The 18831-nt window shown below is 68.5% G+C and carries 13 protein-coding genes and 1 pseudogene; 12 read left to right on the top strand and 2 right to left on the bottom strand.

The window, feature by feature from the left end; translation table 11 throughout:
• Window positions 1-11: 11 nt before the first annotated feature.
• The 12 genes and pseudogenes from AC5P09_RS18385 (at window position 12) to AC5P09_RS18330 (ending at window position 11031) form a co-directional block, all read left to right on the top strand.
• Complete coding sequence (locus tag AC5P09_RS18385) at window positions 12-1205, top strand: phage tail protein (protein WP_493874941.1); 1194 nt, start codon at window positions 12-14, stop codon at window positions 1203-1205.
• Window positions 1202-2488, top strand: a complete 1287-nt coding sequence (locus tag AC5P09_RS18380) for a tape-measure protein (RefSeq protein WP_493874940.1) — start codon at window positions 1202-1204, stop codon at window positions 2486-2488. Before AC5P09_RS18385 ends, AC5P09_RS18380 begins: the two co-directional genes overlap by 4 nt.
• Window positions 2489-2560: 72 nt before the next feature.
• The gene (locus AC5P09_RS18375) at window positions 2561-3481 is read left to right on the top strand and encodes a phage distal tail protein (RefSeq protein WP_493874939.1); all 921 of its coding nucleotides are present in this window, start codon (window positions 2561-2563) and stop codon (window positions 3479-3481) included.
• A 130-nt stretch (window positions 3482-3611) separates the two neighbouring features.
• Entirely contained in the window at window positions 3612-4838 is a 1227-nt protein-coding gene (locus AC5P09_RS18370) for a hypothetical protein (protein ID WP_493874938.1), read from the top strand.
• A 40-nt stretch (window positions 4839-4878) separates the two neighbouring features.
• Window positions 4879-6075, top strand: a complete 1197-nt coding sequence (locus AC5P09_RS18365) for a hypothetical protein (protein WP_493874937.1) — start codon at window positions 4879-4881, stop codon at window positions 6073-6075.
• 49 nt (window positions 6076-6124) lie between these two features.
• Window positions 6125-7228: a hypothetical protein gene (locus AC5P09_RS18360; RefSeq protein ID WP_493874936.1), complete on the top strand. Its 1104-nt coding sequence runs from the start codon at window positions 6125-6127 to the stop codon at window positions 7226-7228.
• On the top strand, window positions 7225-8361 hold the full coding sequence (locus AC5P09_RS18355; protein ID WP_493874935.1) for a hypothetical protein: 1137 nt from the start codon (window positions 7225-7227) through the stop codon (window positions 8359-8361). The genes AC5P09_RS18360 and AC5P09_RS18355 overlap by 4 nt, the downstream gene beginning before the upstream one ends.
• The gene (locus tag AC5P09_RS18350; RefSeq protein ID WP_493874934.1) at window positions 8361-9065 is read left to right on the top strand and encodes a hypothetical protein; all 705 of its coding nucleotides are present in this window, start codon (window positions 8361-8363) and stop codon (window positions 9063-9065) included. Before AC5P09_RS18355 ends, AC5P09_RS18350 begins: the two co-directional genes overlap by 1 nt.
• Before the next feature lie 43 nt (window positions 9066-9108).
• Window positions 9109-9561, top strand: a complete 453-nt coding sequence (locus tag AC5P09_RS18345; RefSeq protein ID WP_493874933.1) for an ATP-binding protein — start codon at window positions 9109-9111, stop codon at window positions 9559-9561.
• Window positions 9562-9638: 77 nt separating this feature from the next.
• Window positions 9639-10507 (top strand): annotated as a pseudogene (locus tag AC5P09_RS18340) (peptidoglycan-binding protein).
• A 33-nt stretch (window positions 10508-10540) separates the two neighbouring features.
• Window positions 10541-10774 (top strand): hypothetical protein, encoded by a 234-nt coding sequence (locus tag AC5P09_RS18335; protein WP_493874932.1) that lies wholly within the window; start codon window positions 10541-10543, stop codon window positions 10772-10774.
• The gene (locus AC5P09_RS18330) at window positions 10771-11031 is read left to right on the top strand and encodes a hypothetical protein (RefSeq protein ID WP_266435116.1); all 261 of its coding nucleotides are present in this window, start codon (window positions 10771-10773) and stop codon (window positions 11029-11031) included. Before AC5P09_RS18335 ends, AC5P09_RS18330 begins: the two co-directional genes overlap by 4 nt.
• A 75-nt stretch (window positions 11032-11106) precedes the next feature.
• Here the strand turns inward: AC5P09_RS18330 and AC5P09_RS18325 are convergent, their stop codons facing one another.
• On the bottom strand, window positions 11107-15006 hold the full coding sequence (locus tag AC5P09_RS18325) for a DNA-directed RNA polymerase subunit beta' (RefSeq protein ID WP_493874931.1): 3900 nt from the start codon (window positions 15004-15006) through the stop codon (window positions 11107-11109).
• Window positions 15007-15100: 94 nt separating this feature from the next.
• Window positions 15101-18586 (bottom strand): DNA-directed RNA polymerase subunit beta, encoded by a 3486-nt coding sequence (rpoB, locus tag AC5P09_RS18320; protein ID WP_493874930.1) that lies wholly within the window; start codon window positions 18584-18586, stop codon window positions 15101-15103.
• Window positions 18587-18831 lie beyond the last annotated feature (245 nt).

The raw sequence follows: 18831 nt of genomic DNA, 5'->3' as shown, positions 1-18831 counted from the left end.
GGAGGTGTGCCATGAGTCTCGTTAGTTCACTGAAGCAGGCGTCCGGATCCCTGCAGGACTTCAAGTCGAAGGCGTCCGGCGCCGAGTCGGCGGCGAAGGGTGTCGTAAACGCTGGCAAGGCTGGAGCAACCCAGCTCAAGGCCCTCAAGACCGCCGCCCAAAGCTCCGAAAAGGAACTCAAGGACCTCAAGAAGGCCTCCGACCAAGCCGAGAAGTCCATAGCCAAGGCCGGCAAGACCGGCTCGACCGCCGGAAAGAACCTCGGCAAGTACGAGTCCGGGGCAACCAAGGCGGCCAAGGGCCAGGACAAGATGAACAGGTCGATGAAGGGCAACTTCTTCGGCATGCTCATGGACCTGCTCATGCCGCTCATCGAGAAGGTCGTCGAGATGGCGACCAAGTCGAAGACCATGCAGAAGGTCCTCAAGGCGGCCTTCGGCGCCATCAAGGCCGTGATCAGCAGCGTCATGAAGGCCATCGGGCCGATCATGAAGAACGCCGCGAAACTGATCAAGTCGGTCTGGAGCGGGATCAAGAAGGCGATCTCGGCGGTCGTCAAGGCCGTCGCCACCGTCATCAAGACCTACGTCGGCATCTGGAAGAAGGTCATCAGCACGGCGCTGAAGGCCATCAAGACAGTCGTCTCCAGCGTCTGGAAGGGCATCAAGGCCGTCATTTCACCGGTCGTGAACTGGATCAAGTCCGCGATCCCGAACGCCTTCCGCGCCGTCAAGGACAGGCTGTCCAGCGTCTGGGGCGGCCTCAAGGGCATCGCGGGCCGCGCCTTCGACGGCATCAAGAGCGCCGTCAAGGGTCCGATCAACGCCGTCATCGGCATCATCAACTCCGCGATCGGCGCCCTCAACGGCATCAAGGTGTCGATCCCGGGCTGGGTCCCGAAGGTCGGCGGCAAGACCTTCGGCGTCAGCCTGCCGAGGATCCCCGCCCTCGCGGCCGGCGGTGTCGTCATGCCTCGCTCCGGCGGTGTACCGGCGATCCTCGCCGAGGCCGGTGAGGCGGAAGCCGTACTGCCGCTCAGCAAGCTGGACCGGCTGCTCAGGCGCGCCGCCGCGCAGGGCCCGGCCTACGCCGGCGCGGCCGGAGCACGCGGCGCGCTGCACATCGAGCACTACTACGCGGCCGAGGCCGGCAGCCCCCAGCGCACCGCCGACGCCCTGATGTTCCTGGCGAAGGCCCGCGGATGAGTGCCGCCTCGATATCGGCGGGCGGCATACCGCTGCCGGTCAACCCGTTCGCCGGGGTCGCGCCGGTCCTCAGTTCCTTCCGTACGAAGGTGACGCAGACCCAGTCCACCCTCCGCAGCCTCACCGACCGGATCAAGGGCGCCGCCACCGCCGTTGACCGCATCCGTCCCGCCGCCGACCAGGGCGCCACCGCCCTGCGCCAGGTCAAGGCGAACGCCGACGCCGCCGCCCGCTCCGTCACCAGGACCGGGCAGACCGCCACCACCGCCGCACCCGGCATCAAGGCGGTCGGCGGCGCAGGCAAACGCTCCACGAAGGCCCTCGGCAGGCTCACGTCCGCCGCCGGCGGCATCCTGGCCCTGGCCGCCGGTCTCATCGACGTCGCCGGAATCGTCGGCGACCTGATGGGCGCCTTCGGCACCGCCATGACCATCGGCTCCGGCGTCATGCTCGTCATCAACGCCCTCACCCGCGCCAACCCCATCGGTTTCGTCACCGGCCTGCTGCTCCCGGTCGCGGCCTGGCTGCTCGACCTCGCGATGAACTCCGAGACCGGACAGCGGCTCATGAAGCAGCTCGCCACGCTCGTACTGAAGTACGTCGAGGGCTACCTGACCGTCATGACGCCGCTGCTCAAGGCGATCGCGAGCGCGGTGAACACGTACGTCACCGCCTACCTCACCCTCATCACCACCGCGATCTCCGTCATCAGCACGCTCCTCGGCACCGCGTTCGCCGCCCTCAAGGCCCTCACCACCGGCGACACCCGCGCGCTCAGCGGCAGGGTGTCGTCGATCTGGCGGGGCTTCAAAAGCGCGGTCAGGCCGGCGCTGACCTGGATCACCAAGGACATCCCCCGGATGTTCGCCCGGATCAAGGAGGCGACCTCCAACACCCTGCGTGCGATGGGGCAGTTCGTCACGACCGGCGCCCAGACCGTCGCCGGTGTCATCAAGGGACCGGTCAACGGGCTGATCGCGTTCTGCAACTGGGTCATCGACGGGCTCAACTCCCTGAGCTTCTCGCTCTTCGGCAAGAAGTTCGGCGTCGACCTGGACAAGGTCCCGATGCTCGCGGAGGGCGGCGTCGCGGTCCCCGGCGCCTCCCGCCGGGCGGGCCGGGTGCTGCCGCTCACCCACCTGGAGCGGCAGCGGGCACTCGCCCGGCGAAACCTGTCCCGGCCCCAACTCCCGCACCAAATCAAGGAGTTCCACGAGAGCGCGGGCGGCGGCGCCCGGGGCACCGCCGAAGACCTTCTCTTCCTCGCGTCGGCACACGCGTGAGCACCACGACACGCATGAGCACCCGCGAGGACCTGAACCCGAGAGCGACGAGAGTAGTGAGGTGACGGCCCGATGGCCGACATAACCACAACCGCATACACCGACGACGTTCCCCCCGGCTCACTCATCACCCGCGACGGGCAGATGCAGTGGGCCGGACTGCTGCTCGGCCCCGGCACCCCGTACGAGATCGACCGCGGCGGCCTCAGCGGCTGGGAGGACCTGCCCGAGTACGACAGCTCCGACGCCGACCACCCCACCGCGCACGGCGCCTGGCCGGGCACCCGCTACGCCAAGCCCCGCAAGGTCGGCGGCACCCTGTGGACCGTACCGGCGGAGAGCGGCACCGAGTCCTCCCTCGCCGCGATGCGCGTCCTGCGCCAGGCCCTCCTCCTCGGCGACGCCGAGCGCTGGCTCGCCGTGCGGCTGCACGGCGAGACGCTGGCCGTGCGGGCCCGGGTCAGCCAGCGCGTGCTGGCCGCCGACCGGACGTACACCACCCAGGGCGTCTCCAAGGCGTCCGTGCAGTGGTACGCCACCGACCCGCGCCGCTACTCGGTCACCGAACAGACCTCGGTCACCGGCGCCCCGCAGCCGGAGAGCGGCCTCACCTGGCCGCTGGCCTGGCCGCTGTACTGGGGTCAGACGGCCTCCACCGGAGACGTCAACGCCGACAACACCGGCTCGGCGCCCACGCACCCGGTGCTCACCTTCAACGGCCCGTGCGCCAACCCGACCGTCACCGACCGCACCTCCGCCCGCCGCCTGCGCTACGACATCACCCTCGCCGCCGGTGACGAGCTGGTCATCGACACCGCGGCCGGCACGGTCACCCTCAACGGCACCGCCTCGCGCCGCCACACCGCGGCCGCCGACAGCAGTCCCGAGGAACTGTTCGCCTTCGAACCGGGCCGCGCCCAGCTGGCGTTCCGGCCGGACACGTACGACACCGGCGCCCGGATGACCGTCCGCTGGCGCGACGCCGAATGGTGACCCAGCCCGGGCCCAACTCCGTGCCCTACTCCGTGCCCAACTCCGGGCCCAACTCCGGGCCCAACTCCGGGCCCAACTCCGTGCCGAACCCCGCGACCCGCCCCGTGCCCCACCCCAGAGGAGAACACTCATGAACCTGCGCAGCTCATGGGTGGCCGAGACCGGCCAGACCCGCGAGGACACCCGCCTCACCCAGCTGGGCGCGACCACGCCGAGCAACCCCATCGGGGTCCGCTCCGGCATCCTGCCCGGCTCCTACAGCGGCCAGCACCGAGTCTCCGGCTTCTGGATGGAGGGCGGCGCCGGCACCATGAAGGCGACCGTGTACGAGGGCCGGGCGGTCATCCAGGCCGAGAACAACCAGGGCGCCTACCCGGTCACGCTCCCCGAGTCGCTGTCCCTCACCTTCGCCGACGGCGACGCCTCCAACGCCCGGATCGACCTCGTCGTACTCCGTATCTACGACGACCTGTACGACGACTCCGGCTTCACGAAGGCCGCCGTCGAGATCATCAAGGGCACTCCGTCCGCCACCCCCGTCGACCCCCCGCTCCCGGACATCGCGCTGCCGATCTACCGGGTCACCGTGCGGGCCGGCATCAGCGCCGGTACCGGCGGCGTCAACTGGAACAACGACGCCGAGGACCTGCGGACGTCCGTCGTCGCGCTCGGCGGCATCCTCCCGGCGTACGGCGACACCGGCAACGGCGCATACCCCGGCCAGTACCGGGACTCCGGGGGCACGCTGCAGCGCTGGGACGGCTCGGCGTGGGTGTCGTATCCGAGTGCGCTGGGCGGGATCGCCCCGGCCGGTGCGGTCACCACGGCGAGCTACACCGGCCAGTACCGGGATTCGTCCTCCGGGCTGCTACAGCGCTGGAACGGCACGACGTGGGTGTCGTACCAGCCGGTGCCGAGCTGGACCGACTACACGCCGGTCTGGGGCGCCGAGAACGGCATCGCGCCCGCGATCGGCAACGGGACACTCGCCGGGTCGTACATGAAGATCGGCACGGTCGTGCACGTCCGGATCTACCTGAAGATCGGTTCGACGACCAACCTGTCCGCCCAGGATGCCAACGCCAACTGGACGTTCTCGCTGCCGGCCGCCCCGGTCGCCACCCCCGCCTGGAAGCTGGACGGGCGGGTGCTGAACGCGGAGGCGTTCGACTCCTCGGAATCGCTGCTCTACCAGGGCTCCGGCCTGCTGGCCACGACCAACGCCGACATCGTCCGCTCGGTGCGCGACACCCTCGGCAGCAGCATCGGCATCTGGGACAGGTCGCTGCCCTTCACCTGGGCCTCCGGGGACGTCCTGTCCATCCACGGCACGTACGAAGCCGCCTCACCCTCCTGAGCCGACACAGCCCGCAGACCGACCGAAGGACTCGCTGACCATGACACTGCACTCCGGCTGGCTGTCCCTCACCGGCCAGACCCGCCAGGCCACCCGCCACACCGCACTCGGCGCCACCACCCCGGCCGGCCCCCTCCAGTCCCGCTCGGGCATCCTGCCGGGCACCTACGACGGCCAGTACCGGGTGGGCGGCCTGTGGATGGGCGGCAATGCTGGCACGATGACCGCCGTCGTCTACCACGGCAGGGCCGTCATCCAGGGCACCACCACCCAGGGTGCCTACCCGGTCGCCCTCGACGAGGACATCACGGTGACGTTCGCGGACGGCGACGCCCAGTACGGCCGCGTCGACCTGCTCGTGCTGCGCGTCTACGACGACGCCTACGACGGCTCCGGCCGCACCGAGGCAGTCGTCGAGATCGTCCAGGGCACCCCGGCCGCCGCCCCCGTCGCACCGACCACCCCGGACCTGGCGCTCCCGCTGTTCCGGGTCTCCGTCCCGGCCGGAACCAGCGCGGGGACCGGCGGCATCGCCTGGGCCACCGCAAGCACCGACCTGCGCACCACGCTGGTCCCGGCCGGCGGCATCCTCCCGGTCTACAACAACGGGGCGGTGGCCGGCAGCTACCCCGGCCAGTACCAGGACGACGACAACTTCGGTTACCTCCAGCGCTGGAACGGCACCGAGTGGGTCAGGTACCCGAAGGCGCTCGGCGGCATCGCCCCGGCCGGCACGGTCACCACAGGCAGTTACACCGGCCAGTACCGCGACTCCTCCCTCGGCGTCCTGCAACGCTGGAACGGCTCCGCATGGCAGTCGGCGATCACGCCGCCGCCGTTCGCGTCGTCCCTGGACTCCGGCTACACCACGTCGACGACCTACACGGCCGCGCTCACGGAATCCGCCGTCACCGCGCTCACCCTTGCCTTCACCGCTCCGACCACCGGCGCCGTACTGCTCCACTTCGGCGCGCGCATGCTGACGCAGAGCAGCACCACCGCCACGGCGTTCATGGCCCCGCAGGTCACCCAGGGCAGCACCGTCGTGCTGAGCGCGAACGACGAGAACTGCGCCTCCCACGGCGGCACCGTCTACTCGTCGGTCTCGACGGTGTGGCGGCTGGGCGGGCTCACCCCGGGCACGAGCTACACGGCGACCGCCATGCACCGCTCCAGCGACGCCGCCGTGACCTGCTGGTTCGACAACATCTTCCTGCGCACCGAACCAGCCAACTGACCCGGCCGGCTGACCTGCCAACTGACCTGCCCCAGAAAGGGAGTTCCCTATGCCCGTACGCTCCGGCTGGCTGTCCCCGGACGGCCAGTCCCGCGAGGACACCCGGCTCGTCTCGCTCGGCGCCCTCACTCCGACCTCGGCCGTCGCCACCCGCTCCGGCATCCTGCCGGGCTCCCCCGACGGCCAGTGGCGGATCTCCGGATTCACCCTGACCGGTACCCCGAACACCATGACCGTGAGCGTCAGCCCCGGCCGCGCGGTCGTCCAGGGCACCGACAGCCAGGGCGCCTACCCGGTCGCCCTGACCGGGTACCTGCCCCTGACCTTCGCCGACGGCGACGCCCAGTACGACCGGATCGACCTGGTCGTGCTGCGGGTGTACGACGACGCGTACGACGGCCTGGGCCGTACCGAGGCCGTCGTCGAGATCATCCCGGGCACCCCGGCCGCCACCCCGGCCGTCAAGCCCGTACCCGCCCTCGCGATCCCGCTGTACCAGGTCACCGTGGCCAAGGGCACGAGTGCGGGCGGCGGCGGTCTCGCCTGGTCCTCCGTCCTCGCCGACCGCCGTACCCCGACGGTCGCCGTCGGCGGCATCCTGCCGGTCACGTCCGACACCGCGATCGGCTCCTACCCCGGCCAGTACCGCGACCTGAACGGCCAGTTGCAGCGCTGGACCGGCAGCGCCTGGGCCGACTACCCCGTGCTGCCGACCTGGCAGAGCTGGACGCCGGCCTGGACGACCGGCACCGGGAGCGCCACACCGTCGTACGGCAACGCCTCCGTCAACTGCCGGTACCTCAAGTCCGGTACGACCGTGCACCTCAACTTCACGATCCAGTTCGGCACCACCACCAACTTCGGCACCAGCCCCACCACCGCGGACAACTGGCGGTTCTCGCTGCCGGTGACCGCATCCGCGGCCCACCCTGTGATCGGCTTCGCCGAACTGTCCGCCGCCAACAACGCCCGCCTCATGGGCCGGATCTACCTCGCCACGACCAGCACCTTCGAGTTGAACATCGGCACGGGCCGGGTCGACGCCGCCACGATCGCCAGTGCCAGCCAGGGCACCGCGGACGCCCTGTCGCCCTGGACCTGGGCCGCCTCGCACGCCGTCCGGGGCACCGCCACCTACGAGGCCGCCTCATGAGCACGATCAACACGCCCTACCGGGCGATCTTCTGCGACCTGCTCACCGACAACACCATCGACATCCTGCCGCTGCGCGACGTCACCGTCGACGACTACATAGGCAAGGCCGGTTCCCTCTCCGGCACCGTCCCCCTCCCCAACGCCGAGATGGCCGCCCGCGCCCGCCGCATCGAAGAGGGCCGCACCTCGGTGTATCTCCAGCGCGGCAACGACCTGTGGTGGGGCGGCATCATCTGGACGTCCACCCTGCAGAGCGACACCCGGGGCGTTCTCACCCTCGGCATCCAGGCGGCCACCTTCGAGTCGTACGCGGGCCGCCGCCGCATCCGCAAGGACCTCGCGTTCACCGACGAGGACCAGCTGGAGGTGGCCCGCAAGCTGTGGCGGCACCTCCAGACCGGGACCGTCGACGCCGAAGCCGAGCCCACCGAGGTCGGCGGCGACATCGCCGTCACGTCCGGCGACGAGACCTCCACGCAGACCCGCACCGTCTCCTACCGCGACGGCGACGAGACCGTCTACCTGGAGGCGCTCGACGCGCTCGACGCCGTGGACAACGGCTTCGAGCACCACATCGCCGTCTACCGCGACCCGTCCACCGGCGAACGGACTCGCCGGCTGCGCCTGGGCAACCCGAAGATCCTGATCGGCACCACCGACCTGCTGTTGGACCGGCCGGGCACGATCCTGTCGTACTCCTTTCCGCGCGACGCCACCCGTGGCGGCACCACCGCGCGGACCCGCGGGGCCTCCGTCAACGACAACCAGGCCGCGGAGTCCCGCCCGCAGTGCTCCGACATCCAGGTCGCCGGCGACCTGATCACCAAGGCGGGCTACCCGCGCATCGACCTGTCCTCCGACCACACCGAGATCACCAGCAAGGCCACCCTGAACTCGCTGGCCAAGGCCGAACTGGCATCGGCCACCGCGGCCGTGGTGATCCCGGAGATCAGCGTCCGCCTCGACGACCTGGTCCCGCCCGCCCTGCTCGGCCGGACCGTCCGTATCCGCATCACCGACGAGTGGTGGGCCGAGGGCCTGGACGCCCGTTACCGGATCATCGGCGTCAAGGTGAGCCCGGCCCAGCGCGGCCGCCCCGACACCGCCGAGCTCTACCTGGAGGAGGTCTGATGCCCCAGCTCCCCGAAGACATCATCGACCGGCTCACCCAGATGGAACGCCGCATCCAGCAGCTGTCCACCGCCGTCAACGGCCTGCCCGCGCTCAACAAGGGCTCGGGCGCGGGCGGTTACATCTCCGTACGGACCCCGGACAACAGCTCCGAGGTGTTCCGGGTCGGCAAGTGGACGGGCGACGAGTTCGGCCTCGCGATCCGCCGCCAGACCGGCAAGCTGGCCCTGAGTGTGTACAACGGCGACGGCACCAGCACCTCCCAGCAGCCGCTGCGGGTCCACGACGTCAACGGCCGCGAGATCTTCTCCGACGACATCGACACCGGCGGCCTGGCCCGGCCCTGGCTCCCGATGGCGCTCCCGACCGACCTGGACAGCGCCCGCTGGCCGCGCACCACTCTGACGGACTGGTCCACGGTCGCCCGGTCCTGGAACCCGCTGTGGCAGCCGCGGATGCGCATCTTCGTCGCGACGGCGGTCAGCTCCGGTGCCACGGGCGAGGTCCGGGTCCTGATCAACGACGCCGAGTGGTCCGGTGCCGTCACCGCGCCCACGTCCCTCGACCACACCGGCGCCGTCGCCGCCGACTTCAACGCCTCGTTCGGTTCGCTGCTCAAGGTGGAGATCCAGGCCCGGGTCACCTCGACCTCCGGCACGGTCTACGCCCAGCCGCGAATGATGTTCGGCCTCCAGACCTCGTAAGCCCCTTCAGCCCTAAGGCCCTTCAGCCCTCACGGAGAAACCCATGGACATCGACACCAGCCAGCCCTGGGGCGTCGCGATCGACTACGCGGGCCGCGCCACGGTCGTCGAGGACGGTCACACGATCCACGTCAACGTCTCCGACGCCAGCCTCAGCAGCATCATCGCCCCCGATCCGCTCACCGGACGCCACGCGTCCGTGACCGTCACGGCCCAGTTCTCCGAGACCGACGGCAGCGGCGCCGTCCTGCGCGGCGGCGGCCGCGTCACCGTCCAGCCAACCGGCACTGCCCCCGTCATACCGGACCAGACGGCCGTGCAGCGGGCGGTCGCCGCCGCACTGGACGACTTCCGGGCGAACACGGAGAAGTACGCGGCCCTGTGCGCCACGTGGACGAGCCCGAGCACCCCGGATCCGGAGACGGACACGGAAACGGACACAGAGACAGAGGCAGAGACAGAGGCAGAGACAGAGGCAGAGACAGAAACCTCCTGACCCACCCCGCGCCACATCCACCCCGAGCCGCCCGGCCGGGGTTTTCTCATGCCCGCGTCACCCCTGAAAGGCAGCCCATGGCCACACCCCTCTCCGCCGACGCCCTCGTCTCCGCCCTGCGGGCCGAGGGCGTCACCGTCCTCGAACACCCCGGCTGGCGCACCAACAACCGTAATCACAAGGGAAGTTGGGGCCCGGTCAACGGCGTGGTCATCCACCACACCGTCACCTCGGGCACCGCCGCCACCGTCAACCTCTGCTTCAACGGCCGCTCCGACCTCCCCGGCCCCCTCTGCCACGGCGTCATCGCCAAGGACGGCACGGTTCACCTGGTCGGCAACGGCCGCGCCAACCACGCCGGCAGCGGCGACGGCGACGTACTGAACGCCGTAGTCGCCGAACGCACCCCCTCCCCTCCCCCAACGAGAACGACACCGACGGCAACGTCCACTTCTACGGCTTCGAGTGCATCAACCTCGGCAACGGCAAGGACCCGTGGCCCGAGGCCCAGCTGGACGCGATGGCACGCGCCTCGGCCGCGCTGTGCCGGGCACACGGCTGGAGCGCCGGCTCCGTCATCGGGCACAAGGAGTGGACCAGCGCGAAGATCGACCCGCGCGGGTTCACGATGACCGACTTCCGGGCCAGGGTCGCCACCCGGCTCGGCAAGCAGCCGACCAGTGCGACCAGGCCCACGTACCAGCCCTTCCCCGGCGCCGCCTGGTTCAGGAAGCACCCCCGGTCGCCGATCGTCACAGCGATGGGCAAGCGCCTGGTCGCCCTCGGCTGCTCCGCCTACACCGACGGCCCCGGTCCCCAGTGGACCGAGGCTGACCGGGAGTCCTACGCCAAGTGGCAGCGCAGGCGCGGCTACACCGGCTCAGCCGCCGATGGCTGGCCCGGCGCGAAGTCCTGGGCGGCACTGAAAGTCCCGTACAGCTCCTGAGACCGGTACAGCTCCTGAGAGAAAGGGGCCCTCATGTCAGAGGCCGCCAAGCGGACCTTCCGCACCGTTGTCCAGACCGCTGCCGGCCTGTGCGTCCTGCTGCCGACGGTCGTCGACGCCGCCGGCATCTCCAGGGCACTCCCCTGGGTGGCCGGCGCCCTCGCCGTCGCCGCGGGCGTGACCCGGGTCATGGCCGTACCCGGCGTCCAGACCCTGCTTCCCGCCTGGCTGCGTACGGACAGCCCGGACTCCGGGGGTGACGGATGACGCCTCCGGAACAGCAACAGCACGACGTCGCCCTCGAACTGGAACGCCTGCGCGGCACCGTCGAGGCCGGCTTCGCCCGCGTCGACGGCTCGCTGGCCCTCCTCGTCCAGCGCAGCGACCAGACCGACAAGCAACTCGCCGACCACGAACAGCGGTTGGACGCCCTGGAGCACTCCCGTTGGCCGCTCGCCAGCATCGGCGCGCTGGCCGCCGTAGCCACCATGATCGTCATGGCCTGGGAACTGGCAGCACGCTGAACAGGCCGAAGGGCGGCCACCCCGTACGAAACGGGGTGACCGCCCTTCAGGACCTCAGGACCTCAGAACCAACTACTACTGGTTGTACGGACCGTAGTCGTAGTCCTCCAGCGGAACGGCCTGGCCGGAGCCCGTGCCGAACGGCGAGTAGTCGATGTCGTCGTAGCCGACGGCCGAGTACATCGCGGCCTTGGCCTCCTCGGTCGGCTCGACCCGGATGTTGCGGTAGCGGGACAGGCCCGTACCGGCCGGGATGAGCTTACCGATGATGACGTTCTCCTTGAGGCCGATCAGGGAGTCGGACTTGGCGTTGATCGCCGCGTCCGTCAGAACCCTGGTCGTCTCCTGGAAGGACGCCGCCGACAGCCACGACTCGGTCGCCAGCGAGGCCTTGGTGATACCCATCAGCTGCGGACGACCGGAGGCCGGGTGACCGCCCTCCTGGACCACACGACGGTTCTCGGTCTCGAACTTCGAACGCTCGACCAGCTCGCCGGGCAGCAGCTCCGCGTCGCCCGACTCGATGATCGTCACGCGGCGCAGCATCTGCCGGATGATGATCTCGATGTGCTTGTCGTGGATCGACACACCCTGCGAGTTGTAGACCTTCTGGACCTCGCCGACCAGGTGGACCTGGACGGCACGCTGACCCAGGATGCGCAGCACGTCGTGCGGGTTGGTGGCACCCACGGTGAGCTTCTGGCCCACCTCGACGTGCTCGCCCTCGCTGACCAGGAGTCGGGCACGCTTCGAGATCGGGAACGCCGTCTCGTCGCTGCCGTCGTCCGGGGTGACGACGATCTTCTTGGTCTTCTCGGTCTCCTCGATCCGCACGCGGCCCTGGGCCTCGGAGATCGGGGCGACACCCTTCGGCGTACGAGCCTCGAAGAGCTCGACGACACGGGGCAGACCCTGGGTGATGTCGTCACCGGCCACACCACCGGTGTGGAAGGTACGCATCGTCAGCTGGGTACCGGGCTCACCGATGGACTGGGCGGCGATGATGCCGACCGCCTCACCGATGTCGACCAGCTTGCCGGTGGCCAGCGAACGGCCGTAGCACATGGCACAGGTGCCGACGTGCGACTCGCAGGTCAGGATCGAACGGGTCTTGACCTCCTCGACACCGTGGCGCACCAGTTGGTCGATGAGGACATCGCCGAGGTCGACGTTGGCCGGCGCGATCACCTTGCCGTCGATGACGACGTCCTCGGCGAGCATGCGGGCGTAGACGCTGGTCTCGACGTCGTCCGTCTTGCGCAGCACACCGTCGGCGTCGCGGTTGGCGATCCGCAGCTTCAGACCGCGCTCGGTGCCGCAGTCCTCCTCGCGGATGATGACGTCCTGCGAGACGTCCACCAGACGACGGGTCAGGTAACCCGAGTCGGCGGTACGCAGGGCGGTGTCCGCCAGACCCTTACGGGCACCGTGCGTGGAGATGAAGTACTCCAGCACGGACAGGCCCTCACGGAAGGACGCCTTGATCGGACGCGGGATGGTCTCGTTCTTCGCGTTCGACACCAGACCGCGCATACCGGCGATCTGCCGCATCTGCATCATGTTTCCTCGGGCACCCGAGTCAACCATCATGAAGATGGGGTTCGTCTTGGGGAAGTTCGCGTTCATCGCCTCGGCGACCTCGTTGGTCGCCTTGGTCCAGATCGCGATGAGCTCCTGCGTGCGCTCTTCCTTGGTGATCAGACCGCGCTCGTACTGCTTCTGGACCTTCTCGTCCAGCGCCTCGTAACCCTTGACGATCTCCTTCTTCGCCTCGGGAACGACGACGTCGGAGATGGCCACGGTGACACCGGAACGGGTCGCCCAGTAGAAGCCGGACGCCTTCAGGTTGTCGAGCGTCGCCGCCACGATGACCTTGGGGTAGCGCTCGGCGAGGTCGTTGACGATCTCGGAGAGCTGCTTCTTGCCCACCGAGTAGTCGACGAACGGGTAGTCCTCGGGCAGCAGCTCGTTGAAGAGCGCGCGGCCCAGGGTGGTGCGCAGGCGGAAGGTGTCCCCCTGCTGCCACTCGGGCTCGCCCTCCTCGCGCACCGGCGGGGTCCAGCCGCGCGGCGGGATGGTGCCCACCGGGAAGCGGATGTCGATCGGCGACTGAAGCGCGAGCTCGCCGGCGTCGAACGCCATGATCGCCTCGGCCGTGGAGCCGAAGGACCGGCCCTCGCCCTTGGTGTCACGCAGTTCGCCGTCGGTGGTGAGGAAGAACAGACCGAGGACCATGTCCTGGGTCGGCATCGTCACCGGACGGCCGTCGGCGGGCTTGAGGATGTTGTTCGAGGACAGCATCAGGATGCGGGCCTCGGCCTGCGCCTCCGCGGACAGCGGAAGGTGCACGGCCATCTGGTCACCATCGAAGTCCGCGTTGAACGCGGTGCAGACGAGCGGGTGGATCTGGATGGCCTTGCCCTCGACCAGCTGCGGCTCGAAGGCCTGGATGCCGAGGCGGTGCAGGGTGGGCGCACGGTTCAGCAGAACCGGGTGCTCGGCGATGACCTCTTCGAGGACGTCGTACACGACCGTGCGGCCGCGCTCGACCATCCGCTTGGCGCTCTTGATGTTCTGCGCGTGGTTCAGGTCGACCAGGCGCTTCATCACGAACGGCTTGAAGAGCTCCAGCGCCATGGCCTTGGGCAGACCACACTGGTGCAGCTTCAGCTGCGGACCGACGACGATCACGGAACGCGCGGAGTAGTCCACGCGCTTGCCGAGCAGGTTCTGACGGAAACGACCCTGCTTGCCCTTGAGCATGTCGCTCAGGGACTTCAGCGGGCGGTTACCGGGACCGGTGACCGGGCGACCACGACGACCGTTGTCGAAGAGGGCGTCCACGGCCTCCTGGAGCATGCGCTTCTCGTTGTTCACGATGATCTCGGGCGCGCCGAGGTCGAGAAGCCGCTTCAGGCGGTTGTTCCGGTTGATCACACGGCGGTACAGGTCGTTCAGGTCGGAGGTCGCGAAGCGGCCACCGTCCAGCTGCACCATCGGGCGAAGGTCCGGCGGGATGACCGGGACGCAGTCGAGGACCATGCCCTTGGGGCTGTTGGAGGTCTGCAGGAAGGCAGACACGACCTTCAGCCGCTTCAGCGCACGGGTCTTCTTCTGGCCCTTGCCGGTACGGATGATCTCGCGCAGCCGCTCGGCCTCTTCGTCCAGGTCGAAGGACTCCAGGCGCTTCTGCAGCGCCGCGGCACCCATCGAACCGTCGAAGTACGTGCCGAAGCGGTCACGCAGCTCGCGGTAGAGCAGCTCGTCGCCCTCGAGGTCCTGGACCTTGAGGTTCTTGAACCGGGTCCACACCTCGTCGAGACGGTCGATCTCGCGCTGCGAACGGTCGCGCAGCTGCTTCATCTCCCGCTCGGCACCTTCGCGCACCTTGCGGCGCACGTCGGCCTTGGCGCCCTCGGCCTCGAGCTCGGCCAGGTCGGTCTCGAGCTTCTTGGCGCGGGCCTCCAGGTCGGAGTCGCGTCGGTTCTCGATCTGCTGACGCTCGACGGAGACGTGCGCCTCCAGCGAGGGCAGGTCACGAGTACGGCGCTCGTCGTCGACGTACGTGATCATGTACGCCGCGAAGTAGATGACCTTCTCGAGGTCCTTCGGGGCGAGGTCGAGCAGGTAGCCCAGCCGCGACGGAACGCCCTTGAAGTACCAGATGTGCGTGACCGGCGCGGCGAGCTCGATGTGGCCCATCCGCTCACGACGCACCTTGGCGCGCGTGACCTCGACGCCACAGCGCTCGCAGATGATGCCCTTGAAGCGGACGCGCTTGTACTTGCCGCAGTAGCACTCCCAGTCCCGGGTCGGACCGAAGATCTTCTCGCAGAAGAGTCCGTCCTTTTCGGGCTTGAGCGTGCGGTAGTTGATCGTCTCGGGCTTCTTGACCTCGCCGTGGCTCCACTGACGGATGTCGTCAGCGGTGGCCAGACCGATCCGGAGCTCGTCGAAGAAGTTGACGTCGAGCACTATGCGTCAATCCCTCTCAGGGTTGTAAGTCATGGGGTCTGATACGGGGGTCCTGGGGCCGGAGGCCTTCATGGTGAAGGCCTCCGAACTCCCGTCAGACCTCTTCGACGCTGCTCGGCTCACGCCGGGACAGGTCGATGCCAAGCTCCTCCGCAGCGCGGAAGACGTCCTCGTCGGTGTCGCGCATCTCGATGGACATGCCGTCCGAGGACAGCACCTCCACGTTGAGGCACAGGGACTGCATCTCCTTGATGAGCACCTTGAAGGACTCGGGGATGCCGGGCTCGGGAATGTTCTCGCCCTTGACGATGGCCTCGTAGACCTTCACGCGGCCGGTGACGTCGTCGGACTTGATGGTCAGCAGCTCCTGGAGGGCGTACGCGGCGCCATAAGCCTCCAGCGCCCACACCTCCATCTCACCGAAGCGCTGGCCACCGAACTGGGCCTTACCACCCAGCGGCTGCTGGGTGATCATCGAGTACGGACCGGTCGACCGGGCGTGCAGCTTGTCGTCGACCAGGTGGTGGAGCTTGAGGATGTACATGTAGCCGACCGAGATCGGCTCCGGGAACGGCTCGCCGGAGCGGCCGTCGAACATCCTCGCCTTGCCGGACGGGAGCACCATGCGCTCGCCGTCGCGGTTCGGGATGGTGTGCTGCAGCAGACCGGTCAGCTCGTCCTCGCGGGCGCCGTCGAACACCGGCGTCGCGACGTTCGTGCCGGGGTCGACCTGGTCGGCGCCGATGACCTGGAGGCGCTGCGCCCAGTCCTCTCCGAGGCCGGAGACGTCCCAGCCGCGGCTGGCGAGCCAGCCGAGGTGGATCTCCAGGACCTGTCCCGGGTTCATTCGGGACGGCACACCCAGCGGGTTCAGGATGATGTCGACCGGGGTCCCGTCCTCGAGGAACGGCATGTCCTCGATGGGCAGGATCTTGGAGATGACACCCTTGTTGCCGTGACGGCCGGCCAGCTTGTCGCCGTCCGTGATCTTGCGCTTCTGCGCCACGTAGACACGAACCAGCTGGTTCACGCCCGGCGGCAGCTCGTCGCCCTCTTCACGGTCGAAGACGCGGACGCCGATGACCTTGCCGATCTCGCCGTGCGGCACCTTCAGCGAGGTGTCACGGACCTCACGGGCCTTCTCACCGAAGATCGCACGGAGCAGACGCTCCTCCGGGGTCAGCTCGGTCTCACCCTTGGGCGTGACCTTGCCGACCAGGATGTCGCCGGCGACGACCTCGGCACCGATACGGATGATGCCGCGCTCGTCGAGGTCGGCGAGGACCTCCTCGGAGACGTTCGGGATGTCCCGGGTGATCTCCTCGGGGCCGAGCTTGGTGTCACGGGCGTCGACCTCGTGCTCCTCGATGTGGATCGAGGAGAGGACGTCGTCCTGCACGAGGCGCTGCGACAGGATGATCGCGTCCTCGTAGTTGTGACCCTCCCACGGCATGAACGCCACGAGCAGGTTCTTGCCCAGCGCCATCTCGCCGTTCTCGGTGGCCGGGCCGTCGGCCAGGACCTGGCCGTCGATGATCCGGTCGCCCTCGTTGACGATGACCTTCTGGTTGACCGAGGTGCCCTGGTTGGAGCGGGCGAACTTGGCCAGGCGGTACGTGATGTACGTGCCGTCGTCGTTGGCGGTGGTGATGTAGTCCGCGGAGACCTCCTGGACCACACCCGCCTTCTCGGCCTTGACCACGTCGCCGGCGTCGACGGCGGAGCGGTACTCCATGCCGGTGCCGACGAGCGGGGACTCGCTCTTGATGAGCGGCACGGCCTGACGCATCATGTTCGCGCCCATCAGGGCACGGTTGGCGTCGTCGTGCTCGAGGAACGGGATCATGGCGGTCGCGACCGACACCATCTGGCGCGGCGAGACGTCCATGTAGTCCACGTCGTCACCGGGGACGTAGTCGACCTCGCCGCCACGGCGGCGGACCAGGACGCGGTTCTCGGTGAAACGCATGTCGTCATTGAGCTCGGCGTTGGCCTGCGCGATGACGAATCGGTCCTCTTCGTCGGCCGTCAGGTAGTCGACGTCGTCGGTGACGACACCGCCGGTGACCTTGCGGTACGGCGTCTCCACGAAACCGAACGCGTTGACGCGGCCGTAGGAGGCGAGCGAACCGATCAGACCGATGTTCGGGCCTTCAGGGGTCTCGATCGGGCACATACGTCCGTAGTGGGACGGGTGCACGTCACGGACCTCGAAGCCGGCCCGCTCACGGGAGAGACCACCCGGGCCAAGAGCCGACAGACGGCGCTTGTGGGTGAGACCCGACAGCGGGTTGTTCTGGTCCATGAACTGCGACAGCTGGCTGGTGCCGAAGAACTCCTTGATGGAGGCGACGACCGGCCGGATGTTGATCAGGGTCTGCGGCGTGATCGCCTCGACGTCCTGGGTCGTCATGCGCTCGCGGACGACTCGCTCCATACGCGCCAGACCCGTACGGACCTGGTTCTGGATGAGCTCGCCGACGCTGCGCAGACGACGGTTGCCGAAGTGGTCGATGTCGTCGGTCTCGACGACGATCGTCTGGCCGTTGTCGGCGGCCGTCTCGGTCTCGCCGGCGTGCAGCTTCACCAGGTACTTGATCGTCGAGATGACGTCCTCGACGGTCAGGACACCCGCGTTCAGCGGAGCGTCCCCACCCAGCTTCTTGTTGACCTTGTAGCGGCCGACCTTGGCGAGGTCGTAGCGCTTGGGGTTGAAGTAGAGGTTCTCGAGCAGGGTCTGCGCGGCCTCACGCGTCGGGGGCTCGCCCGGACGCAGCTTGCGGTAGATGTCGAGCAGCGCGTCGTCCTGGCCCTGGGTGTGGTCCTTCTCCAGGGTGGCGCGCATGGACTCGTACTCGCCGAACTCCTCGAGGATCTGCTCGGTGGTCCAACCGAGAGCCTTGAGCAGGACGGTGACGGACTGCTTGCGCTTGCGGTCGATGCGCACACCGACCATGTCGCGCTTGTCGATCTCCATCTCCAGCCAGGCACCCCGGGACGGGATGATCTTGGCGGAGAAGATGTCCTTGTCGGACGTCTTGTCGATCGAGGAGTCGAAGTAGACGCCCGGCGAGCGGACCAGCTGCGACACCACGACACGCTCGGTGCCGTTGATGACGAAGGTGCCCTTGCCGGTCATGAGCGGGAAGTCGCCCATGAAGACGGTCTGGGACTTGATCTCGCCGGTCTCGTTGTTGGTGAACTCGGCGGTGACGAAGAGCGGGGCCGCGTACGTGAAGTCGCGGTCCTTGCACTCGTCGATGCTGTTCTTAGGCGGCTCGAAACGGTGGTCGCGGAACGTCAGCGACATCGACCCGGAGAAGTCCTCGATCGGAGAGATCTCCTCGAAGATCTCCTCCAGACCGGACTTGGTGGGGACGTCCTGACCGGACTCCAGAGCCGCCTCGACACGAGCCTTCCACGCGTCGTTGCCGAGCAGCCAGTCGAAGCTCTCGGTTTGCAGCGCAAGAAGGTTCGGAACCTCGAGGGGCTCCTTGATCTTTGCAAAGGAGATGCGCAGCGGGGCGGTGCTGGCGCCGTTGTTCGTATTCGCGGTCGAGGCAGTGCGCGAGGCGGCCAAGAGGGGGTCCTTCCGAGGGCTCGGACTCACTACGCGCGTACCGGTCCCTCTCCCGGGCACAGAGACAGACGGTTCCTTCTCCGGCTCAAAGGGCCAGGTCAGATACGGTCTGATCGTCGGTGCTCAAGTGAGGGTATGCCCCTGGTGACGGGCAGGAGGCAGCTAACAGGCAGCGCAAAGGGTCAGTGTAGCCATTTGGCACACTGATGTCCAGTCCGGGTTTATCAAGACCCTCGTTGCTCTCA

The sequence above is a fragment of the Streptomyces sp. a15 genome (genome assembly GCF_059026085.1).
Note: the sequence above shows the minus strand (reverse complement) of the source record. Positions and strands in the feature narration are given on the sequence as shown.